Source organism: Pseudanabaena yagii GIHE-NHR1, assembly GCF_012863495.1.
GTDB classification, from domain to species: Bacteria; Cyanobacteriota; Cyanobacteriia; order Pseudanabaenales; family Pseudanabaenaceae; genus Pseudanabaena; species Pseudanabaena yagii.
Map to the genome: position 1 here is coordinate 3,273,197 of NZ_JAAVJL010000001.1, position 22,805 is coordinate 3,296,001.

Consider the following 22,805-nt stretch of genomic DNA (forward strand, 5'->3'; position numbering starts at 1 on the left):
CTATTAGGATATGCGTGCATGTCCTAATAGAAAATCACCCTAGCCGCACCTTAAAACCATAAAATTTTGACATAACTGATTCCAAACGAAATGCAAAACCCTCAGCCCCTCTCTCGCGTCGTTGTCACTGGACTAGGTGCAATCACACCGATCGGTAACACGGTCGAAGAATATTGGCAAGGTCTAGTTGATGGCAAAAACGGGATTACAGAAATTACTCGCTTCGATACAACTGATCATGAATGTCGTGTGGGCGGCGAAGTTAAGGATTTTGATCCACTTACCTATATCCCTGCCAAAGAAGCACGACGGATGGATCGCTTTGCTCAATTTGGTGTAAGTGCCAGTATTCAAGCATTGCGCGATGCTAATCTCGAAATTACGCCAGTCAATGCTGCTCAAATCGGTGTATTGCTAGGTACTGGGATTGGTGGCTTGCAAGTACTCGAAGATCAGCATGAAATTATCCGCACTAAGGGACCCTCTCGCTGTAGCCCATTTATGATTCCGATGATGATCGGCAATATGGCAGCAGGTTTGACGGCAATTCACACGGGCGCACAGGGACCCAACTCCTGCACGGTGACTGCTTGCGCGGCAGGTTCCAATGCGATCGGCGACGCATTTCGTTTGGTACAAAGTGGTTTTGCTCAGGCCATGATTTGCGGTGGTACGGAGGCGGCGATTACTCCTCTAGGCTTTGCAGGTTTTGCTTCTGCTAGAGCCATGTCACGACGTAATGATGACCCTGCTCATGCGTCACGCCCCTTTGATAAGGATCGCGATGGCTTTGTAATGGGTGAAGGCGCAGGTATTTTAATCCTCGAAAATCTCGAACATGCTCTAGCGCGTGGGGCAAAAATCTATGCCGAGATTGTTGGCTACGGCTGTACTTGCGATGCCTATCACATGACTTCCCCTTCGCCCGATGGTGAGGGAGCTATCCGTGCGATGTCTCTTGCCCTCAAGAATGCTGATGTCACTCCTGAAATGGTGGACTATATCAATGCTCACGGGACAAGCACTGCCGCGAATGATAAGACGGAAACGAAGGCAATCAAGAAAGTTTTAGGTGATCATGCCTATAAGACTGCGGTTAGTTCTACTAAGTCAATGACAGGCCACTTGCTCGGCGGCTCGGGTGGTATCGAGGCAGTGGCAACAGTTCTAGCAGTTAAGAATGACATTGCGCCGCCAACCATGAATTTAGAAAATCCCGATCCTGAATGCGATCTCGATTATGTACCTAACAAGTCCCGTCCGATGACAATCAATGTAGCGACTTCTAACTCCTTTGGATTTGGTGGTCATAACGTAACTCTAGTTTTCAAAAAATACCAAGCATAATCACGCATAACTTATTCTCATTTTGCCTATAGCGTTTACCAGTCTAGTGAAGTACAGATTTGTTTCCCCGCCAAAGGCGGGGAAACAAATCTATGTACATCGCTTGCTTGAAAAACGCTACAAGACAAAATGAAAATTCAAAACCCTTACTGTAATTGTTTTTTGTTTTGAGAAGGAGGATATCCTCCTTCTCAAAACGTTATAAAAAGAGAGGTGGCGCAATGCGCTGCCTCTCTTTTTGGATTTGCAGTAAACTATCTAGAGTGCAAGAAAAATTGTTTTTATGACGATCGCTCTCGAAGCTTATCCAAACGAACAAATTGGCAATATTGCAACAGACATTACTAGCAATATTATTGCCAATGTCGTGTTGTCAAATATTAGCTGGCAAACCTATCAAGCAATGCTTACTGATATTGGCGATCGCAGTTCTGTTCGTTTAGTTTATGACCGAGGAGTTTTAGAAATTAGGATGCCGTCAGATTTTCATGAGGCAATTAATCGCTTATTAGCCCGCATCGTTGGAGTTTTAGCGGAGGAGCTAGATTTACCATTAAAAGAATTTGGCTCAGTCACACTAAATCGGAGTGACATCAAAAAAGGAGCAGAGCCAGACTCTAGTTTTTACATTCAAAATGCCGATCACATAAGCGGTAATAGGATTGATATTTCTGTAGAGCCGCCACCAGACTTGATTATCGAAGTTGACATTACTAATTCTAGTGAGCGAAGCTTGGCAGTCTATCAGCAACTAGGAATTCCAGAAATATGGCGCTACACAAAAGACAATGTAAAAATCTTGCAATTGCGAGATGGTGATTACCTTGAATGTGAGTTTAGTGCAATTTTCGTGATGATATCTGGGGAAATACTTGGAAATTTTCTCCAGATGTCATCAACGGAAAATAGCACTAGTATTGTCCGTGCTGTCCGCAAATGGATGGCTGAAACATATATGAATAGAGATTTTTAAGAATGACACTAAGTGTCATTCTTAAAGTTTTAACTTAACGCAATGGCACAAAGTCATAGCCAACGCCTGAGCGATCGCCTTTGCTAACTTTGACTAAAATTGAAGCATTAGCCCGATCGCCTGATGGTTGAAAGGTGATTTTGCCTGCTGCACCGTCAAGCTCAAAGCTGGGATTAGATAGTGCCTGTTGTAGCCCTTCACGACTAGAACTTTTTTTCAAACCACCAATAATTGCTAAGGTCGCATCGTAGCTTGTGGCTGACCGCCAGTTGACATCGCCGCCCCACAACTTTACAGCATTAGCGGAAAAGGGATTATTTGCCAAAAAATCAGGATGCCAAGGCACGCTTAACACCATGTCAGCGATCGCACTTTGCCCTAGTTGCAAAGTTTTGAAGGTATACATAGTAGAGTCACCCAGCAATAAAAGACGATTTCTGGCAATAATGGCGATTTCTGTCCCCTTTTCAATCTTTTCGACCCCCGGTGATAACAACAGAGCATCAACGCGATCGCCTAGCATATCCTCAACTACCTTATCAGCGCTAAAGCTTGGACTAGCGACATCACAATTAATGCGACTAACTTTGGCTCCATCCGTAAATATGGCAGCCGTAAATTCCTCCTTAATCGATTGACTAGCCTTAGCCTCTGAATTAAAGCAAATTCCAATATTTTTCTTGTTTAGTTTCTTGACTGTGTAATGGGATAGCGAATCGGCTTGAAATCTTACGCTAGGTACTGTCCGAAAAATATAGCTACCTATGCCTGAGAGTTCCTTGGCGGTACTTGTAGAAGACATCATCACCAGTCCTCCCGCTTGATAGATCGGCACTGTCGCAATGGAAACTTCGCTAGAGTTATGTCCAATCACAGCAAGGATAGTTTGGTCTTGGACTAGAGACTGCGATACTTTTACACCTATTTCGGTTTTATTATCATCATTAACGATCGCAATTTTAAGCGGCATTCCATTAATGCCACCCTGATTATTTACTTCAGTTTGGGCTTGGGAAACTCCCCGTAAAATTTCCTTCGCTACATTCAAGTTGCCACCAATAGGTACACTCACGGCAACTTTTAAGGATGGGCGATCGCCAATTTTGGCATTATTTAAATAAATTAAAGCTTCAGGATCGTTACGTTGTTTACTGAGTGAGGCTTCCAACTTAGCTGTAGCGGTGGCATAGTCCTTTTTCGCAATGGCAGCGATCGCCGCCTCTTTGTCAGCATTGGACTCAGCAGTAATCAGCAATTTTTCGCCTTCACTTTTGCGTGTAGTCAAGTCAAAGTTAGCGTTACTAATCGATGAAGAGGCATTAGGGTTTGTTTTACCTTGACCAAAAAATAAAAAACCGCCACCAGCTAGTCCACCAAAGATGGCTAAAGTTATACCCAACACCACTAGTTCTTTCTTATTGTTTGCCATAACTGTCTGCACGAAATGCCGTTCAGTGATTATATAGCGCTTTTCCAGCAAGCGAGTTAGAGGTTTGTTTTCCCGCCGAAGGCGGGAAAACAAACCTCTCTGGGAAATGCTATAGCGATTTGCAAGGAACTACTTATGATTAGGTTTGTCTAGTTCAGAATTTGTCAGAAAAAGCTAGAAAAAATGATCTGGCTTTTTCTGTTCCCATAACTTGCTTGTTAATGTCTTGATTGTTGTCATGAAATATCAGAAATTTTATCGTTAAAAACAAGTTTGAGTAAGCCCAAAAATATTGTTAAACCCCGAAAACCTTGCTAATAGATGTTTTTGAGGTTTACATCTATACAATTACCTTGCATAACAAGTTTAAATAAACTGTGCTAACTTAAAAGCCATAGAAAACCTTTAGTTCTCTACTTTATTCTCTAGTTTGCAATCTAAATTTTTCTGACGAGTCTAACGGATGGGTGTTGAGCAATTACCAATTTGATTAAGAGATTCTAATTATTATTTTAGCAATTGTGTTGGCAATAGTATTTTGATGTGTTGAGTACAAACTATTAGATTATTTATAGTTTGTTTATCTAACTAGATGGAGATTTAGTTAGGAAGTTCCAACCTAAAACTAGTAATTAGAATTAAAACCTGTATACAAAGCAAATAATATTTTTCTGACTCGTTAGTTTTTGATAGAGGGCATCTAGGCAAGAGTAATTAATAACAATTTAGTGGATTGTGAGGAAAACGATGACTATTGATGACGCACTCAATATTGTGGATTCCGTTTTGGGAAACAAGAGCCTTAGCACAATCCAAGAGGCTATTTTTCGCCAAACTTGGGAGGGCAAGACCTATTCCGAAATCGCAGAGCAGGCTGGTTATGATGCGGCTTATATTCGTGATGTGGGTTACAAACTATGGCAGTTACTATCAGAAGCCTTTGGCGATCGCGTGACTAAAAATAATTTGCAGGTGGTATTGCGCCGCTATAGCAATCGCACGATGCAGGAGCGATCGCTACAGGTTAGTAATGCTATTCCCATTAACATGAATTACCCCACGGCTCCCGTTAATTTACCGATCGCCACGGAGTCCTTCAGTCAAGAAATTAGTAATGGCGCGGCAAAGCTCTTGCAATTGCTATCGAGACTTTTGACTGAACCGATTGGCGATCGCCACGTTAATCAATATTTGCAGCAGATGCATGACGCAAGTACGGACTCAGCTTTGAAATTGACGATTACAGTAAATCTCAGCATGGCAGCAGAATAAAAAAATCCCGCGCATTGCGCGGGATTTTTTTAGTTAATAGCTTTGCTAGCAATATCCTTACGGTAATATATGCCGTCGTAAGCAATAAAATTAACAGCACTATAAACATTCGTAATTGCCTTGCGAATGTCATCACCTAGGGCGGTCACACCCAGAACTCTGCCCCCATTAGTGACTAACGCATTATTCTTGAGCTTAGTACCCGATTGAAAGACAAAAGCACCAATGTCTTCAGCCTTGCCGATACCTGTGACAAATTGACCAACTTCTACCTTGTCAGGATAGCCATCGGCGGCGGTAACGACACAGACTGAAGCCTGATTTTTCCATTGCAATGGTGCAAAGCTATCGAGTCGTCCCTCGACACAAGCTAAGAGCAAATCATCGAGATTGTCATCAAGTAAGGGCAGTACCGCCTGTGTTTCAGGATCACCAAATCGACAATTAAACTCCACCACTTTGGGTTCACCCTCAGGCGTGACCATTAAACCTGCATAGAGACAGCCACGATAGTCAATACCTCTCGCACTCAAAGCCGCGATCGCAGGTTCTAAAACTTGCGTCTGTACCTTTGCCATTAACTCAGGTGTCGCGATCGGCGCAGGGGCATAGGCTCCCATCCCACCCGTGTTGGGACCCGTATCACCATCACCGAGACGTTTGTGATCTTGAGCAGGAATTAGGGGGCGAATGGTTTTGCCATCGGTAATCGCGAGGACAGATACTTCCTGACCTGTCATAAACTCTTCAATGACCACCGTTTCGCCTGCGGAGCCAAATTGTCCCGAAAAGATGCGGTCTAGAGCAGCGATCGCTTCATCAATCTCCATCGCCACGGTTACACCCTTACCACTGGCTAAGCCATCAGCCTTAATGACGATTGGTGCTCCCTGTTCATGCACATAGGCTTGGGCAGATTCAAGATTGTTGAAGGTGGCACTAGCTGCTGTAGGAATATTCGCTTCCAGCATGAGTTGCTTTGCCCAAGACTTACTTGCCTCGATCTGAGCACCTTCTTTAGTGGGACCAAAAATTAATGCTTCCGCAGCTTGGAAATAATCAACAATACCAAGCGCTAACGGCAGTTCAGGTCCCACAATCGTGAAACCTACCCCCTGCACCTGAGCAAAACGCAACATTCCCTCAAAGTCATCGATACTCAGAGAAACGTTTTGACAGTTGGGCATAGTTGCCGTACCACCATTTCCTGGTATGCAAAAGACGCGATCGATATTTGGAGATTGCAGCAGTTTCCAAGCTAAGGCGTGTTCTCTACCGCCACTGCCAACTACGAGGACTTTCAAATTACACCTTTAATGCTCACACTAGTTATGCTTTCTTGGGGGTTATGGCATGTAGCACTTTGCACTGCACACCATAACTTTCATGCAATTTGCAACTTCAGAAAGCTCTGGTTGATCAGATTATTTGCAATGACTAGCTACTCGATTTAACTGTTCGAGCAGCATCAGAAGTTCAAAAAATCTAATTTGACAGGAACTTATTATACCTAAGGAATAGATCCTATGCGAATTTCATAGTAATTTCATCACTAAAGCTTGCCTTCTTGCTGAACTCAAAAGCACCAGCGACCGAACCCCAAATATGCTCATCGGTTTCTACGCTATAGCCGCGATCAAGGCTACTGTAGCTGTTTTCCGTAACTTCAAAGTCAATCGTTAGGTAGGTATTGACACCTTTGCGGGTAAGACAACATTTTTTGCCTGGTTCGACAGTGCCCTTAAAGGTCTTGTCATCGGCACGATGTACCCATTGCGTGCAGCCATGGAGTTGATCGATCGCCTCAGCATCAATTGCCGCTAAGCGATCGCGATCGCGACTTGCCCCAAAAAAGGTTTCTGCATTTTTCAGGCGATAGTTGAGGATTTCAATGCGATCGTTGGCATAGGTCAAATGTAAAACGGCTGTGCGATAGGGATGATTGATCTCATAGTCATAGGCTTGCTCAAGGTATAGCCACACACCATCCTCGGTAATCGGATTGGGCAAGGCGCGGACACCCACACGAATATGGGCAAAAAATGGAGGGTTTTCGATCGCCTGCTCCCAATTACTATGATCGCCTGCTAGCCATTGAGCAAGGACATAAACATCAGTGGGATTAGTTACAACTGTCATAGTTTATAAAAAAGGTAAAAAATAAAAATAATATGTATTGTTGGCGGTTTCGCCGCATCCAGATAATTTTATCCCTGAATCTTGCTAATCAGTTGCGTCATACTTTCGATGGTAATGGGTTTACTGATGTAGTCATCCATGCCTGCATCCAAACAAGCTTGGCGATCCTCAGCCATTGCATTAGCGGTCATAGCAACAATCTTCACATCAGCAATCTGAGGGTTTTCACGAATGTGCTTAGTCGCTGTAAATCCATCCATTTCAGGCATTTGGATATCCATGAGGATCAGATCATAGCGGCATTCAGTAGCGGCTTGCAAAGCCTCTAAGCCATTGTTGGCGAAGTCAACTTGATAGCCCAGTTTTTTCAGCATTAAGTTGGCGATCATCTGATTAATGGGATTGTCCTCCACCAGCAAAATATTTAAGGGGGATTTTGCCGCCATCTGGACATCAAGGACTTTCTTGGCTGGGGCAAATAACTGGGGTTGAGACAGAATATCAGTGAGTGCTACAACGATCGTAAAGTGAAAGATCGCGCCTTGATGATTGCGTCCAGATTGCCACTCTAAGGGTGGATTGCCCCCTACTTGTCCAAAACTTTCGACCCAAACTGTACCATCCATCATTTCGATTAGCCGTTTGCTAATGGCAAGTCCCAAACCAGTACCGCCATATTTACGACTAATGGAAGCATCGGCTTGGGTGAATGGTTGAAATAACTTATCAATGCGATCGCTAGGGATGCCGATGCCTGTATCAGCGATCGCAAAATTTAACTGATATTTATTTAATACAGGTTTACCAGCTATGGCGAAAATCTGACCAGTCACTGATAACGAAATATGCCCCTGTTTCGTAAATTTAACGGCATTGCCAACCAGATTTAAGAGAATTTGACGGAGTCGATTAGGATCGCCGATGACCATCTTCGGAACATCTGTGGCGATCGCATAATTCAGTGCAATTTGTTTAGTAGATGCTTGGCTTTCTAGTAACTTGCATATAGAACTGACCACATCTTCCAAATCAAAAGACTTCGCTTCTATTTCTAACTGTCCTGACTCAATTTTGGAGAAGTCAAGGATGTCATTGAGCACAACCAAGAGCGCATCCCCACTTTCTTTGATAGTTTTGACAAAATCCGCTTGTTCTTCCGTAAGTTCAGTGGTTTCGAGAATCTGTGCCATGCCAATCACACCATTCATCGGTGTACGAATTTCATGACTCATATTGGCAAGGAATGCACTCTTAGCCTTATTGGCATTGTCAGCAGCAATAGCCGCCTTTGCCAATGACATTTCTACCTGTTTGCGATCGGTAATATCTCTGGCGGCTGAATAAACAAGGTTGCCCACAGGAAAAGAGCGCCATTCAATCCAGCGATAGGAACCATCAAAACAACGATAACGATTAATAAAGTTTAAAGTGTTTTCCTGATGAGATAATTTAGTGAGTTCTTTAATCGTATCGTTGAGATCGTCTGGATGTACATAATCAAGGAATCTACGCCCTTCAAGATCTTCTAGGCGATAGCCGAGCGTGTGTTCCCATTGACGATTGAGGCGGAGAAAATAACCATCAGTATTGGCAATACAGAGCAAATCTAGGGCAACTGAAAAGAAGCGATCTAACTCTTCCGTCTTGTTCTTAAGATCAACTTCTGCTTGTTTGCGTTTAGCCTCAATCCGTGCCTTTTCGCTAATATCTCTACCAATAACAACTAGCCCTTTACGGCTACCATCGGGATTAAAAATGGGTAATTTGACGACATCAAAAATGCGAAATGTGCCATCACGTTGAGGAACTTGCTCTTCCACATAAGCGATCTCTTTCTGTTGCCAAATAATTTCATCAGTGAGCGCACAGTAAATTAAAGCATCATGATAGAACGGATCTAACCTTGCCATATCCCCATCGGTTTTGCCAAAATAATCATCTGGAAGCTCAAACAGATTTAGACCTTGACGATTAACGATTAAATATTTACCTTCACCATCCTTCATGAAAATCGCATCGGGAACAGCTTCCACTAGAGTATTTAGCCAATAAGCTTTATCTTGCAATTCCACAGTTTTGATAGCTAGCGCCTGTCTCAATTGTTCAGCCATTTGATTAAAGGAGGCAGATAAAGAATTTATCTCCGCGATTAAACCATCTTCAGGTAAAGATTCTATCCATACGCCATCTGCCATTGCTTTACTAGATTGACGCATCCGCACAATCGGCGCTGTAATCCACTGAGTCGTAATAAGTCCAATCCCTGTAGCGATTAATAATGTGATCACAATCAAGTTAATTGATTGATTGGTACTCGCTCGCATTTCCGCCATAAACTCTGATTCGGGCACAACCGTCACAATCAGCCAATTCAAGCCTTGCCCATCCTGATAAGGAGTAATACTGACAAAATAATGTTCGTTATTACTAGAAAAATCAAGTCTTTCTGGTTTATGAATATTTGCCAAATCACCAAAGCGATCGCGTAAAAATTTAGCCGTATCACTGATCAAAAAACTGGGACTATTAAAAGCTTTGAGGAGCTTTTGTGCTTTGATGTTTGGAATAACTTGGTATGGCTTTTCTGCCGAGGTGGCGACTAAGGTTCCATCCCGTTCCATCATAAACACTGCCCCTGATTTGATGTTAATGGTTCGCAAAAAACGACTCATATCTTCAAGGGAGCGTATGCCATAGGTAACACCTAACAAATCACCACTTTTTAGGTCATAGATCGGCTCCGCAAGCGCAACTAACAATTCTCCTGTATAGATGTGTGGATATACAATTGTCCATGCAGCTTTCTTGGCTTTGACTGCTACTTGGAACCAAGGACGCTGACGAGAATCAAAGTAAGTATTCGTTTGTGTAGATTGGGCTAATGAACCATCGGGATTAGTGGTAGAGCTAATATAGTCACCTCCTCCATTAGGAGCCGCCCGCATTACCAAGGTTCCATTTTGCAAAAGCTCAACTGATCGATGTCCACCTAAAGGTGTGCCAAATCCAATGATCGTAATTTTGGCGAAGGCGCTAAGTTGCATTTGTTCCCATGCCTGTCGCTCTTGGCTAGGAAAATCATTAAAGCTCCATTTACCAAGGCGAAGAGCACTGATATTGTTTTTATTAACTTGATCAATTGCCTGAAGATAGGTTGTTGTTTTTTCAACTACACGGGTACTAATTTCTGTTTGGAGCCTATTGGCGAGGCTATTCACTGCATTATGTCCACTGCGATAGGATAGGTAACTTACCAAACCCACGGCAACAACAATTTGCATCACAAAAGGAACTATTAAGATCCAGCGTAATGGAATATTTCGGAAAAACGATTGTTTGTGGGAAATGCTCATTGAGACTAGCGGCAGACTTCTACCATATCAGCATAGTAATATTTTATACCAAAGCTAAAAATGGCATAGTCATTTTTAGCTTTGCAAAACCTTACTGGGCTTGGTTTTCAGGCAGTGCTAAATTAGTAAGGATGGGCGGCGCGAAGCGCCGCCCATCCTTACTAACTGATGTTACGTGGAAGTCTTCTAAAGCCCTCACCCCTAGCCCCTCTCCCGCAGGAGAGGGGAACAAGAAAATAATTTAGGTTTTGCGCCCCTTCTCCTGCGGGAGAAGGGGTTGGGGATGAGGGGCGAGCCTAGTTCCACGTAACATCAGTTACTAAAATAAATCCTTTCCTTACTTTCGTGAATTGGTATCGCTATTCCACAAATAGAACTGATCGATTCCTTCCTTGCTGTTTCGCTTCATAAAGGGCGTGATCAGCTTGACTAATCAATACATAAGGCGATCGCTCTAATTTCGGAAGATCGCAAGCAATTCCCATACTAATTGTCACAATATCACTCACCGTAGAATCTTGATGAGGGATTTGCAGTTTTTGAATTGCCTGATGAACAAGCTCAGCAACAACGATCGCTCCCTCAGCTTTGGTATTAGGCAAAATTATGATAAATTCTTCGCCACCATAGCGAGCTACCAAGTCAGCGGGACGGCGCATTAAATCATCAACGGTTTGAGCAATTTTAATTAGACATTCATCCCCCATTTGATGCCCATAGCGATCGTTATAGAGCTTGAAATAATCCACATCAAACATCAATAGAGACAGTGGCTGGTGATCACGATGCAATCTTTGCCATTCAAGAAGTATGCGATCGTTAAAACAGCGACGATTCGCAATTTGGGTGAGACCATCAAGATTAATTAATCTTTCTAGTTCTTGATTGATATTTCGCAGATTGGATTCAGCCGATGCAAGGGCAATTTCTGTTTGTTTGCGCTCACTTACATCGATCGCAAAACCATACCAAGCAATATCACCATTTTCACGACGTTCTGGACGAGCTTGAGACTTGACCCATTTAACTTGTTTTTGGGATGTGATAATGCGCCACTCATGGCGAAAAATATCCATGGTTTGCATACTATGGTTTAGTTCTCTCTCAAACGACTCGAAATCATCAGGGTGAAAAATGAATCTATGGATATTGGGCATAGACATGAAGTCTTCAATGCTCATTCCCAATAGTTCCTCGATCGCGGCATTCACATATTCAAAATTGATACTACCGTCACCATGTCGCACAACTATGTAGATGACTTCAGGAGAGATCGTCGTAATCCTCTGGAATAAAGCTTCACTTTCTTTCAGAACAGTTTCTGCATATTTGCGATCGCTAATATCTGTGACACGAACTAGGTTGATTTCTTGAGAGGCAACTGTAATTCTTGTAACCGCGAGATTTCCCCAAAAATATCTCCCTTTTTTCGTGATGTATTCAACTTCGCGACTCCATACACCGAATGTCTCGACATCATCTGTAATGGCATCGATTTCGGCATCAGTAAATTCACGCTTTTGTAAGGTTCTTCCTTCAATGCCTATTAGTTCTTGTTTACTATCGGCTTCAAACATGATGATTGCTTGTTGATTGCAATCAAACACCAGTAAACTCAAGGGATCGACTAAAAAAATAGCATCGGCAGAACCGTTGTAAATAGCAGCTTGCAGATCGCGACTATAGGCAAGTTCCATTTCTCCTTGTTTGCGATCGCTAATATCGAGATAAATCCCCGCTACTGCATACGGCTTATCATGAACATCCATAAGCGGGAACTTGGTGATGATGAAAGTGCGTTGACCATTAGGCAAATGCACAGTTTCTTCAAAACTAACCGCAATACCCTCAAAAATCGCTTGCAGTTCCATATCGCGAACTCTTTTTACTGAGTCGTGGGAAAAGATATCGTAGTCCTTTTTACCAATGACCGCTTCATAGGAAGTCTGCATCCAATAGGTAAATTCTTGGTTAACCGATAAGTAGGTTCCCTCCAAATCCTTGATCGCAATTGGGGTTGGAGCATTATCTAAAAAAGCCTGTAATCTTGCTTCACTTTGGCGCAGCGCTTCTTCAGTATGTTTGAGCACGCTGATATCCACATAGGCGATCGCTACTCCATAGCCCTCTAGATGAATTGGAGCTGCACTCACACTTAACCAACGCACATTACCATGATCATCGAACAGTCCCATCCGAACATTGTCGATTTCGCGATTTTCCGCTAAGGCTCTAACACTAGCATATTCATTACTAGGCATAGGTGAGCCATCAAACCTCACAATCTGCCATTCAGGAGAATCATAGGTACGTGATGTTAGCTCTTGATTAGGAACTTTTAAAATCTTCTCCGATGCAAGATTACCTGCTATGAGGTTTCCTTCAGGATCGGTAATAGAAATTCCTATGGGTAAAAGCTCAAAGAGCGTCTTATATTTTTTGTGTGATGCCTTCAGAGAAATCTCAATATGCTCAATCTCTTGCCTAATCCATCGGTTGGCGAAAACACCAAAAGCCATAGATAGCAGGAGCATTACGCCACAGATTAGAAATGTCCAGTAATAATTTCCTAGCGTTGTGAGTAAGGCAATTGTCCCAATCAATTGCATCGCAAATGGAAGTAACAGGATCCATTGCAGAGGAATCTTACAATCACGCGATTGCCTTTCTTGTCGTTTGACTGCCATACATGAAAGCCTTATTAAATAAGCAGATCGCCCGATTCTCAAGCATTATTTGAGGTTAGATTTTAATATTGCATTTAGGGACTTGCTATTAATTAAAGTACCTGCGGCTTCGACTCCGCTCAGCCAACGTTAGCTGAGCGAAGTCGAAGCTAGATAACTTTGGTGGGACATTTTTTATCCGCAAGAGCCTTATCTAAAATTTAGTTTAAAGATAAATTTAAAATTAGATTAATGCAAATCTAGCCTATTTATTTAAATTTACCCATAATTATTTGAAAATTAATTAAGATTAACAAAAAGTTCACTATTCTCTATATTATTTGGAATACTATTGCTCGCAAAGCCTACCATTTCTATATGTTTAAAAATTGATGCAAGCGGAGAATGGCTGATCTTTGAAGAAATTTCTTGAATTTTTATATCAGAAGAAATAGTCTCTAACCAATCCAAATTAACCTTCTGAGCAAGATATCCGTAGGCTTTATAATCGCGTGGTAATTTTGCTGTGATAGTTTTAAAGTTCTGAGACGAAGCGATCGCTTGGTTGTTTTTGAGAGTTAATGCTAATTCCAATGATGGAAGTGAATTAGATAGATAAATATAATTGGAAGTTTGAGCATGGACTGCCACTACCTGTCCTGACACATCGGCATTGTTAGGAGAACCTGAAGAAGTATTGAGACTAGCACTCAGCTTTGTCCAGACAGTAACTGGCTGATTTTTGAGGGTGATTTCACCCACAGTGAGTTGCTTTCTTGCCAGATCATCGAGAGAAGCGATCGCTGTTGCGGAGGCTTTGGCATCATTCACCTTAGCCACTAGTAACCAGTCTGGGGTAATAGTAGGCTGAGCATTACGCTGAGGGAATAAAGTAATCGCAAAGTCATCCTGTGCCCATGCCACAGCATCTTGATTTAATGGAATAGGAGCGATCGCTTTGGTAATTACCTTGAGCCATTCTGGAGGAAGGGACGTTTGGAATCCTTTCAAAGTTTCACCTAGATTTTTACCAATAATCACCGCATTTCCCGAAGGTAGGGCGGTCGCGATATTAGTACTAGATTTAGAGGAGGGCTTTGTCGCTGGTTTGGAGAGGGATGATGGTGCAGAGGCATTAGGCTCGGTAACATCTGCCACAGACTGAGGCGATCGCTCTTCATGCCATAGAGTTTTGGCTCTGATACCTGCCTTGTCTAAACCGAGGCTCATTAACAAACTTGCCTGTGGCAAATCTTCACCTAGCTCTCCTAAATTGGCATAAGCAACGGCAATTTTACCCTTATTGATTTGGGCAAGGCGATCGCGATAATGCTCAAGACTGGGCAACGCTAAACTAGGATCTTTCAAGTCATCGATCGCTTGGCGTAATACCCGCACATCATTCGCAAATAGTACAAATTTGTCTAAAATTGTCCCCGCGATCGCAGGTCGATTTTCCGCAAAACTCGTATTTAAAATCGATACACCCTGATATTGCTCAAATCCTAGATCGGAACCATTCACCGCCAACTCTTGCCAAAAAGCATCAATTGTCGTCTTCGCCAAATCAACATCTTTGGCTTTCAAAGCAAGCAGATATCCTATTTGTAAACCATTAGCAGACTGATGATCGAGATCAACATCGGTAACGGCTAGGGTGATCTCTTGATCCAGCCAAGGCTGAATATCGCGTTCATAGTCCAATAACCAGTTTTGTTGTAATTGCTGCTTGAGGTTTGCTAATTCATGACGCACATCGCCGCGATCGCTAGGTTTTGCCGCTAACTGTGTGAATAATCCTAATTTCTCTGGATTAGCCAAAAATGAGACAAATAAAGGCGATCGCTTGGGCAATAGTTGTACCGCTTGAGGCTGAGTTTTGACTCCTGCTAATAGATCCCTTGGATTTGCTGCAAATACCTTAGCGATCGTCGTCAAACTTAAAACCAAGAGCAAAGCACCAAGTACAGCAATTCCCGCAAAAACAGGTTTGATTTTCATAAAAGCTCTAAATTCGCTATTAGTTTTTTCAATCTAGAAATCCTAGAACTATATTTAAAGATATCTGAATTGATTTCCAATATTCTGGTTCTAAAATTCCTACTAAACCCAAGATTCTTTGATGATCAACAGAACGAATCTGCCCCACATCAATATAACGGTCTTGGTCTAAACCATTAATCTGTGAGGCTTTAACATTTACCACATAGGGGGCTTGTTTTTGTCCTGGGCGAAAGGGCATAACAATAGTTAGCAATCCGTACTGATTCATGATGTCATTCTGAAGAATTAGACAGGATCTTGTTTTTTGTGCCTCAGCACCTACGGTTGGATCAAGTTTTACCCATCGAATCTCACCTCTTTGATAAGTAAGTTTACTTTGAGGCATCTATCCCATCTCCAGCAACATGATCCCACAGCTCAATTTCTGCTAAATACTCTTGATCTTCTGCATCTTTTAGTAAAGCCGCGATCATTTCTGCTTTGATCGCTTGACGGCGTTGCTGTGCAAGTAAGGAATTTATGTAGGCACTACGGTTTCCCTGCGCCAACTGATCTAGAAACTGAAGAATTTCTTCTTCTAAGGAAATTGTAATCTTAACCATTGGTATTACCATCAAGGATTACCATTTGATCATACCAATAAATGTAGGAGCAGATTTATACATTGGAGATAATGCGAATAATTTCTTGCACATTAATGGGTTTGCTAATGTAATCATCCATGCCCGCCTCTAAACAAGATTGCCGATCTTCAACCATCGCATTCGCAGTCATCGCCACAATTCTGACTTGCTTCGCATTTTGCTGATTATTGAGATATTCCCGAATTAACCTAGTTGCAGTCAATCCATTCATCTCAGGCATCTGTACATCCATGAGGATTAAGTCATAGTCCTGTTGTTGAACTGCCTGTAATGCTTCTAATCCATTGTTAACCACATTGATCTGATAGCCAAGTTTTTTGAGCAAAGCCCCCGCTACCATTTGATTTACGAGATTATCTTCGGCTAGCAAAATGTGTAAAGGAAATTTTTGAGCTATGGATTTGTCAATTAGGGTCTTACTAATTTTGTTGATCAATGCTTCGGGAGGTTTACGGCTCTCTAAATTTGTTGATATGCCTATGGTGAAATAGAAAGTTGAGCCTTGAGTGCTGAGGATGGGCTGCCAGCCTGAGGGAGGTCTGCCACCAATGGAACCACAACTATCAAACCAGATTGTTCCCCCCATCAACTCGACGAGGCGCTTACTAATAGCCAGTCCTAAACCAGTACCACCATATTGACGACTAATCGATGTATCCACTTGGGTAAAGGGTTGAAATAGTTGATCAATGCGATCGCTTTTAATACCAATGCCCGTATCTGAGACCGCGAAACTTAACTCATATTTATTGGCTATCACATGACCCTCGACAGCAATTGATACCTGTCCCTGTGGTGTAAATTTCACCGCATTACCCACTAGATTGAGCAGGACTTGACGCAACCGATCTCGATCTCCGACGACATTAGTGGGAACATCAGGAGCAATGATGTATGTGAGATCAATATTTTTAGCGATCGCTTGATTACGAAGGATGTCACAAACTGCTTTGACCAAATCTTGCAGCACAAATTCCCTTGCTTCAATAGTGAGCATCCCTGATTCAATTTTTGAGAAGTCGAGAATATCATTGATTACCGCCAAAAGCGCTTCACCGCTATCAGCAATAGTTTTCACAAAATCCTGTTGTTCTTCCGTCAGTTCAGTAGTTTCTAGCAGTTGTGTCATGCCAATCACGCCATTCATGGGGGTGCGGATTTCATGGCTCATATTTGCGAGAAATGCACTTTTAGCTCTTGTCGCTTCTTCTGCGGCTGCCTTTGCTTCAGCCAAGGCAAATTCTGTTTGCTTGCGAATGGTAATATCTGCGATGCGTGCCAAACTAAAATATCGTTCGCCAAACTCAATTCTCTTAAGCAAAAGATCTCCCCAAAAGTAATTCCCTTTGAAAGTGACATATTCCACCTCTAGGTTACAGAAGCCTTTTTCAGCTATTTCTTGATTAATCCAAGCAAGTTCCTGAGCGGTCAGATCATTTTTGTGAAGAATGCGACCCACGATATTCAGTAACTGATTTTTACTATCGACTTCAAATAGTTTTATGGCTTGCTGATTGCAGTCAAATATTAGTGAAGTATGGCTATCGACTAGGAACAGTGCATCAGTGGATTCATTAAAAAGTAGTTCTCGTAAATCGTGGCTGTAGGTTAGCTCCTGTTCTAGTTGTTTGCGATCGCTCACATCTGAAGTTAGCATCGTAACAACATAGACATTTAGGGATGGATCCCAGCGAGAATTGTTGGTTTGCGAAATCCAACGGAGAGAGCCATCTTTATGTCGAAATCTATAGGTATAAGTCCCACCAAGCTCATTAAAAATATCTGCGTAAATTTGATCTCCCAGACTTTGCCAATCTTCAGGGTAAATTGAACTGAACCAAAGTGATTGATCGTCAATTAATTCCTGAGGACTATAGCCAGAGATTGCTTCACAGGCTCTAGAAACATACTTAATATTCCATGTGCCATCTCTCTTAATCTCCACCCTTGTAATTATTGCCGTAGCGCTATTTAAAATATCGCTCAGATTTGTTTCGGAATCTTTTAAGGCAATTTCTAATGCTTTGCGATCGCTAATATCAAGCATCACGCCAATCATTTTCTCTGCTTGACCATCTTGGTTATAAATACCCTGCCCCTTGGTGAGTACCCATCGCAAAGTGCCGTCAGGATATAGAAGCCGATATTCGACATCTAGTAAGGAATGCGTCTCTAAAGCATGATTGAATGCTGCTTCAACCCATTCAAGATCTTCGGGATGAACGCGATCGCGCCATGTTTGGTAATTGCTAGATAGTTCATAGGGATTCAGTCCCATCAACCGATAGTGAGTACCACTCCAAATCGCTTCACCCGTGGCAACATCAAATTCCCAACTTCCTGTATTAGTCAAACTAAGGGCTAGCTGTCTACGGTCTTCACTTTCCTGTAATGCGATTTCTGCTTGCTTGCGATCGGTAATATTACGAGCAACCCATAATACTGATTCTCGATCTAACGGTGACACGATGGTTGAGAACCAACGTTCTTTACCCATGATTTCCAAACTATATTCTAGATCGATGCTCTTTTGAGTTGTGAGAACCTGTTGAATGGCTTCTAAAAAGCGCTCAGCAGTTTGCTGCGGTAAGTGTTGATGGATAGTCTGATTTAATTTAACGTTAGCATTACTTTCAATATTGGCTTGAGTCGGAGCAACCTTAAGATATCTACCCTCACCATTTAGCACAAAAATATAATCCTTCATCCCAGAGAAGAGATTACGAAGTTGCGTTTCACTTTCTTGCAGTGCTATTTCAGCCTGCTTGCGATCGCTAATATCGGTAATCGTGCCAACTAATTTGGTTACCTGCCCCTGTTCGTTATAGACCGCTTCGCCTCGGCTGATGATATGACAAATCGAGCCATCAGGTCGAATGATGCCATGTTCGACCATGTAGGGTGTACCATTTGCGATCGCCTCTTCTACTGCTGCACGTAGTTTGGGCTGATCCTCAAGAGGCAGTATATCGAAAAAGTTGGCATAGCTTGGTAAGGGTACATGAGGATCAAATCCGAGAATGAGAAATTGCTGCTCTGACCAAGTACTAACACCTGTTGCTACTTCAAACTCCCAACTACCGATCCTTGCAATGCGTTGAGCTTCTCTAAGATCTGCGGTTTTCTGAGCAACCTGTTGTTCTAAATCACGTTCGTAATTTAAACGCATTTGATCGGCATCATGGAGATCAATCATCATCTGATGTAGAGATTCTTTCAAAACCTGAACTTCTGTAATGCGCGTATCAGGGATGGTTTGCTCAAGGCGATTCTCTGAGAAAGACTTGGTAGCTTGAGTGAGATGCGATAGCGATCGCCCAATACGGCGAGATGTCCAAATCCCGAGACAGATTGAAGTTAACAGCGCTAGTCCACATAACAAAAATGTATGCCGTAAGTTCGCCTGAATCTCTCCGATAAAATCGGACTCAGGAATTATCGTGACCACTTGCCAATCCAAACCATATTTGTCCTGATAGGGAGTGATCTGCACAAATTTCCTTTGACCAGCAACCATTACATCTAGTTGTTGTGGCTCCTTCAGATTCTCAAAATTGCCAAATTGCTGAATTAATTGTTGAGAAACTTGCCTTATAATCTCATTTTGGCTATCTGTAGCATATAGGCGAGAAAACTTTCCATTTATCCTTTTCAATCCTGCTGATTCTGCAGCTACAGATGTCGCGACCATCTCCCCCGACTTCTCAATCACAAATATCTTTCCAGTAGGCGTAAATTTTAACTGCGTGAGCAACAAACTAATGTCTGAGAGGAAATAATTAGCCGTAAATAAAGCAGAAAATTTTCCATTCGCATCATATACAGGAGCGATCGCCACTGTTTGCAACAAGGGAAGAATTCTGCCTAAAGATATTGATGTCCATGCTTGTTTTCCCAGATTTTTCGCTTGTCTATACCAATCAATTGTGCGGAAGTCATCATTTACTTGGATAAACAATTGATTCGGCTTGCCTTGATCATCAACCCTATAGTATCGACGCTGATTGGGAATAATCTCTTGAAAGAAAATAGTGCCAATGGGAAGGCTTTTACCTGTTGCTTTTTCCGCGAGCTGTTGCATTTCCTTTGAGTTAACTCGCAAGTATCCAATTGAGTTGCCATCATCACTCCAAAACCCATTGGCAGGAAGCGCTGGATCTAATACGAGCTGTTGCCAAAGTTGTTGTCGCAATTGTTCTTTATCATCAAGATTGAGGGTTCCTTGCTGCACCGCCAAATGATTAGCTCCTACAATCTGTTGAGATCGCTGTAAGTAATTATTGAGTTGATCGCTAACCCTTCCTGAAGTTTGTCTCAGTAATTGACTGGCTAAATTTTCTACAGCCTGCTGTCCACTTTTATAGGACAAATAGCCTACTAGTCCCACAATCCCAAAGGTTTGAACCACAAACGGCACTACCACCACCCATTGCAAAGAGATGTTAAAAAATGGCGATCGCTTTGGTTGCCGCTTGTCTATCATGTGACGACTATATCAAAGGAAAAAGGAAAAAGGAAAAGGGAAAAAATAATTACCAATCACCAATTACCAATTACCACAAGCTAAAAGCTACTAGCTTTTGGCTAATAGCTAAAAACTAATAGCCAAAAGCTAATAACGAATCCTCGGATCAATCCAAGCATTTACAATATCTACGAGAATACTGGCGATCGTGACGATTATTGCGAAAAATACGACAATGCCTTGAACTACGGGATAGTCTCGCCCAACGATCGCTTCAAATAAACGATTGGCTAGCCCTGGCCAAGAAAATGTCACTTCCGTTAGCACCGCACCACCAAGCATCGAAGCAAGGGTCAAACCAAGGATCGTAACTACAGGAATCATGGCATTTTTTAACGCATGGTTAAACAAAATCGCACTTGGTTTAATCCCTCTTGCCTTAGCTGCTTCCACATAGTCAGACTGCAAGGTTTGACGCAAATTGACGCGCACAATTCGCTCAAAAATCCCACTAATGACAATTCCTAAACTGGTAGCTGGCAAGATCAGATATTGAATGCTTGTCCAAAAGTTTTTCCAATCAGATTTGAGCAAAGCATCAATTGTGTATAGCCCAAACACTTGAACAGGCGGATCGACGCTAGCAGGAAATCTTGTACCAATGGGCAACCAACCTAGTTGCACCGAGAACACTAATTGCAGGATCATCCCAACCCAAAAAAGTGGTAAGGAATAAGTAATAATGCCAAACAATCGACCACCCACATCCCATTTGGTGTTTGGACGCAGAGCCGCAATAATTCCCACAGTCAGCCCCACTACTAAAGCCACAATCAGGGCATAAATTGCCAATTCTGCGGTTGCGGGGAAAAAGTTTTTAATAATTTGCCAAACGGTTTGCTCACGGGTGCTGATCGATTTGCCAAGGTTAAAATGCAGCAAATCCTGCATATAGCCCCAATATTGCGAAAAGAGAGAACCTGTCAGTCCTACTTGCTCACGCAAGGCAACCTTGACCTCTTCAGGAGCACGAGGACCTAAAATTGCGTCGATAGGATCACCAGGGGTTGCCCGCATTAACAGAAATACGACTGAGGCGATCGCCCATAGCATAATCGGTGCAAGCAGTAATCGCGCCGTAATGTAGTAGAACAGTGCTTTGAGGCGACTAGACATAGACAGGTTTACTAGGTTCTTACTGGACTAAACAAATTTCTTAACTATAGCGCTTTGCGCCATCTTCTAGAGATATTCATTTTGCCTAAGAGTTTTGCGGAACTAAATTTTTTGTGGCACGGCGAAGCCGTGCCACAAAAAATTTGATTCTTTAAAGAAGTTGTTCAATTTCGCCCACATAAGTTCCTAAACCGACTGCCGTGCGAACCAATGTTCCATGTACATCAACGGCGCTATATTTGGCGATCGCATCGGCAATGGGTACATCGATCACTTCGCGGTTTACCCATGCCACCATGCGATCGTATTTCTTCTCTGCAATCAAATCCACAGCCGCTACACCAAAGGCTGCCCCCAAAATGCGATCGAGTGGTGATGGTGTACTTCCTCTCTGCACATGACCCAAGATCGTGACGCGGCTTTCTAACCCTGTGCGGGTACTGATCTGATCGCCTAAATACTGCCCAATACCTCCATAGAGGGTTTGTCCAAGGCTATTGGTATATTTCACAGGTTCACCCGTTGGCGTTTTCACAGCTTCAGCAACGACCATGGTACTAAAAGGGAATCCTCGCAGGGCGCGATTCATTAAGCGATCGCATACTTCATCCAAATCATAGGGAATCTCTGGGATCAATACCACATGAGCGCCCCCTGCAATCCCTGCACTCACTGCAATATGTCCTGCATCACGACCCATCACTTCTAAGATCATCACGCGACTATGGCTGATGGCAGTATAAGTTAGGCGATCGAGCGCTTCTACAGCCACACTCACTGCCGTATTAAAGCCAATCGAATTCTCCGTTGCCCCCAAATCGTTATCAATAGTTTTCGGAACTGCGACTAGATTCATATTGCCCTGCTGCGCTAGCCGTCTCAAAATGGCTAAACTGCCATCGCCGCCAATTCCAATTAGGGCATCCAGACCCAGTTTATGGTAGCCATCAATCACTTCCTCAGAGCGATCGACTAAAGTTCCATCAGGCATCGGATAGGAGAAGGGATTCCCTTTATTTACTGTTCCCAAAATCGTACCGCCATAGCGTAAAATCCCTGAGACCCTTTTCATATCAAGTAATTCCGCTTCTACGGGACGATTCAGCAATCCTTGAGTTGCACCTTTAATTCCATAAATTTCTATATCATAGTCGCGAGCGCGGCGCACAACAGCCCGAATGACAGCATTGAGTCCACCACAGTCTCCACCACTGGTCAAAATACCAACACGCTTAGGCTTTGTCATAAATCTTCAGATTCTCAATTTCCAAAATGACCTCTTTAGGACTTACGTATCAATCACCAAATGTAGGGACAATTCATGAATTGCGTAAGCC

At 42.7% G+C, this 22,805-nt stretch carries 14 protein-coding genes; 3 read left to right on the forward strand and 11 right to left on the reverse strand.

Annotated elements, in window-relative coordinates; all coding sequences use genetic code 11:
* Nucleotides 1-90 precede the first annotated feature (90 nt).
* On the forward strand, nt 91-1,347 hold the full coding sequence (gene fabF, locus HC246_RS14965) for a beta-ketoacyl-ACP synthase II (protein ID WP_169364077.1): 1,257 nt from the start codon (nt 91-93) through the stop codon (nt 1,345-1,347).
* Nucleotides 1,348-1,630: 283 nt separating this feature from the next.
* Nucleotides 1,631-2,320: a Uma2 family endonuclease gene (locus HC246_RS14970; protein ID WP_169364078.1), complete on the forward strand. Its 690-nt coding sequence runs from the start codon at nt 1,631-1,633 to the stop codon at nt 2,318-2,320.
* A gap of 34 nt (nt 2,321-2,354) precedes the next feature.
* Here HC246_RS14970 and HC246_RS14975 read toward each other — a convergent pair whose 3' ends face one another.
* Nucleotides 2,355-3,749 (reverse strand): ABC transporter substrate-binding protein, encoded by a 1,395-nt coding sequence (locus HC246_RS14975; RefSeq protein WP_169364079.1) that lies wholly within the window; start codon nt 3,747-3,749, stop codon nt 2,355-2,357.
* Nucleotides 3,750-4,496: 747 nt separating this feature from the next.
* Here HC246_RS14975 and HC246_RS14980 point away from each other — a divergent pair.
* Complete coding sequence (locus HC246_RS14980; protein ID WP_169364080.1) at nt 4,497-5,021, forward strand: hypothetical protein; 525 nt, start codon at nt 4,497-4,499, stop codon at nt 5,019-5,021.
* A gap of 29 nt (nt 5,022-5,050) precedes the next feature.
* On the opposite strand, the gene purD is transcribed toward HC246_RS14980, so the two are convergent.
* From purD to HC246_RS15030, 10 genes are all read right to left on the reverse strand, one after another.
* Nucleotides 5,051-6,325, reverse strand: a complete 1,275-nt coding sequence (purD, locus tag HC246_RS14985; protein WP_169364081.1) for a phosphoribosylamine--glycine ligase — start codon at nt 6,323-6,325, stop codon at nt 5,051-5,053.
* Between the two features lie 220 nt (nt 6,326-6,545).
* Complete coding sequence (locus HC246_RS14990; RefSeq protein WP_169364082.1) at nt 6,546-7,160, reverse strand: chromophore lyase CpcT/CpeT; 615 nt, start codon at nt 7,158-7,160, stop codon at nt 6,546-6,548.
* 68 nt (nt 7,161-7,228) lie between these two features.
* Complete coding sequence (locus HC246_RS14995) at nt 7,229-10,513, reverse strand: response regulator (RefSeq protein ID WP_169364083.1); 3,285 nt, start codon at nt 10,511-10,513, stop codon at nt 7,229-7,231.
* 359 nt (nt 10,514-10,872) lie between these two features.
* A complete protein-coding gene (locus HC246_RS15000) occupies nt 10,873-13,200 on the reverse strand; it encodes a sensor domain-containing diguanylate cyclase (protein WP_169364084.1) in 2,328 nt (775 codons plus the stop codon).
* A 279-nt stretch (nt 13,201-13,479) separates the two neighbouring features.
* Nucleotides 13,480-15,180 (reverse strand): DUF3352 domain-containing protein, encoded by a 1,701-nt coding sequence (locus tag HC246_RS15005; protein WP_169364085.1) that lies wholly within the window; start codon nt 15,178-15,180, stop codon nt 13,480-13,482.
* 28 nt (nt 15,181-15,208) lie between these two features.
* Entirely contained in the window at nt 15,209-15,568 is a 360-nt protein-coding gene (locus HC246_RS15010; RefSeq protein WP_169364086.1) for a type II toxin-antitoxin system PemK/MazF family toxin, read from the reverse strand.
* Nucleotides 15,555-15,785, reverse strand: a complete 231-nt coding sequence (mazE, locus tag HC246_RS15015; RefSeq protein WP_169364087.1) for a type II toxin-antitoxin system MazE family antitoxin — start codon at nt 15,783-15,785, stop codon at nt 15,555-15,557. Before mazE ends, HC246_RS15010 begins: the two co-directional genes overlap by 14 nt.
* A gap of 55 nt (nt 15,786-15,840) precedes the next feature.
* Nucleotides 15,841-20,310 (reverse strand): PAS domain-containing protein, encoded by a 4,470-nt coding sequence (locus HC246_RS15020; protein WP_169364088.1) that lies wholly within the window; start codon nt 20,308-20,310, stop codon nt 15,841-15,843.
* A 129-nt stretch (nt 20,311-20,439) separates the two neighbouring features.
* Nucleotides 20,440-21,468, reverse strand: coding sequence for an ABC transporter permease (locus HC246_RS15025; protein ID WP_169364089.1), 1,029 nt, complete (start codon nt 21,466-21,468; stop codon nt 20,440-20,442).
* Between the two features lie 151 nt (nt 21,469-21,619).
* Nucleotides 21,620-22,714, reverse strand: coding sequence for an ATP-dependent 6-phosphofructokinase (locus tag HC246_RS15030; RefSeq protein ID WP_169364090.1), 1,095 nt, complete (start codon nt 22,712-22,714; stop codon nt 21,620-21,622).
* Between the last annotated feature and the right edge of the window lie 91 nt (nt 22,715-22,805).

Excerpts from the sequence above, each read along its gene's own strand:
- HC246_RS15000 (WP_169364084.1), bottom strand. The coding sequence starts at position 13,200 with ATGGCAGTCAAACGACAAGAAAGGCAATCGCGTGATTGTAAGATTCCT.
- HC246_RS15025 (WP_169364089.1), bottom strand. The coding sequence starts at position 21,468 with ATGTCTAGTCGCCTCAAAGCACTGTTCTACTACATTACGGCGCGATTA.
- HC246_RS14970 (WP_169364078.1), top strand. The coding sequence starts at position 1,631 with ATGACGATCGCTCTCGAAGCTTATCCAAACGAACAAATTGGCAATATT.
- HC246_RS15030 (WP_169364090.1), bottom strand. The coding sequence starts at position 22,714 with ATGACAAAGCCTAAGCGTGTTGGTATTTTGACCAGTGGTGGAGACTGT.
- HC246_RS14980 (WP_169364080.1), top strand. The coding sequence starts at position 4,497 with ATGACTATTGATGACGCACTCAATATTGTGGATTCCGTTTTGGGAAAC.
- HC246_RS15020 (WP_169364088.1), bottom strand. The coding sequence starts at position 20,310 with ATGATAGACAAGCGGCAACCAAAGCGATCGCCATTTTTTAACATCTCT.
- mazE (WP_169364087.1), bottom strand. The coding sequence starts at position 15,785 with ATGGTTAAGATTACAATTTCCTTAGAAGAAGAAATTCTTCAGTTTCTA.
- HC246_RS14995 (WP_169364083.1), bottom strand. The coding sequence starts at position 10,513 with ATGAGCATTTCCCACAAACAATCGTTTTTCCGAAATATTCCATTACGC.
- HC246_RS14975 (WP_169364079.1), bottom strand. The coding sequence starts at position 3,749 with ATGGCAAACAATAAGAAAGAACTAGTGGTGTTGGGTATAACTTTAGCC.
- HC246_RS15010 (WP_169364086.1), bottom strand. The coding sequence starts at position 15,568 with ATGCCTCAAAGTAAACTTACTTATCAAAGAGGTGAGATTCGATGGGTA.
- fabF (WP_169364077.1), top strand. The coding sequence starts at position 91 with ATGCAAAACCCTCAGCCCCTCTCTCGCGTCGTTGTCACTGGACTAGGT.
- HC246_RS15005 (WP_169364085.1), bottom strand. The coding sequence starts at position 15,180 with ATGAAAATCAAACCTGTTTTTGCGGGAATTGCTGTACTTGGTGCTTTG.
- HC246_RS14990 (WP_169364082.1), bottom strand. The coding sequence starts at position 7,160 with ATGACAGTTGTAACTAATCCCACTGATGTTTATGTCCTTGCTCAATGG.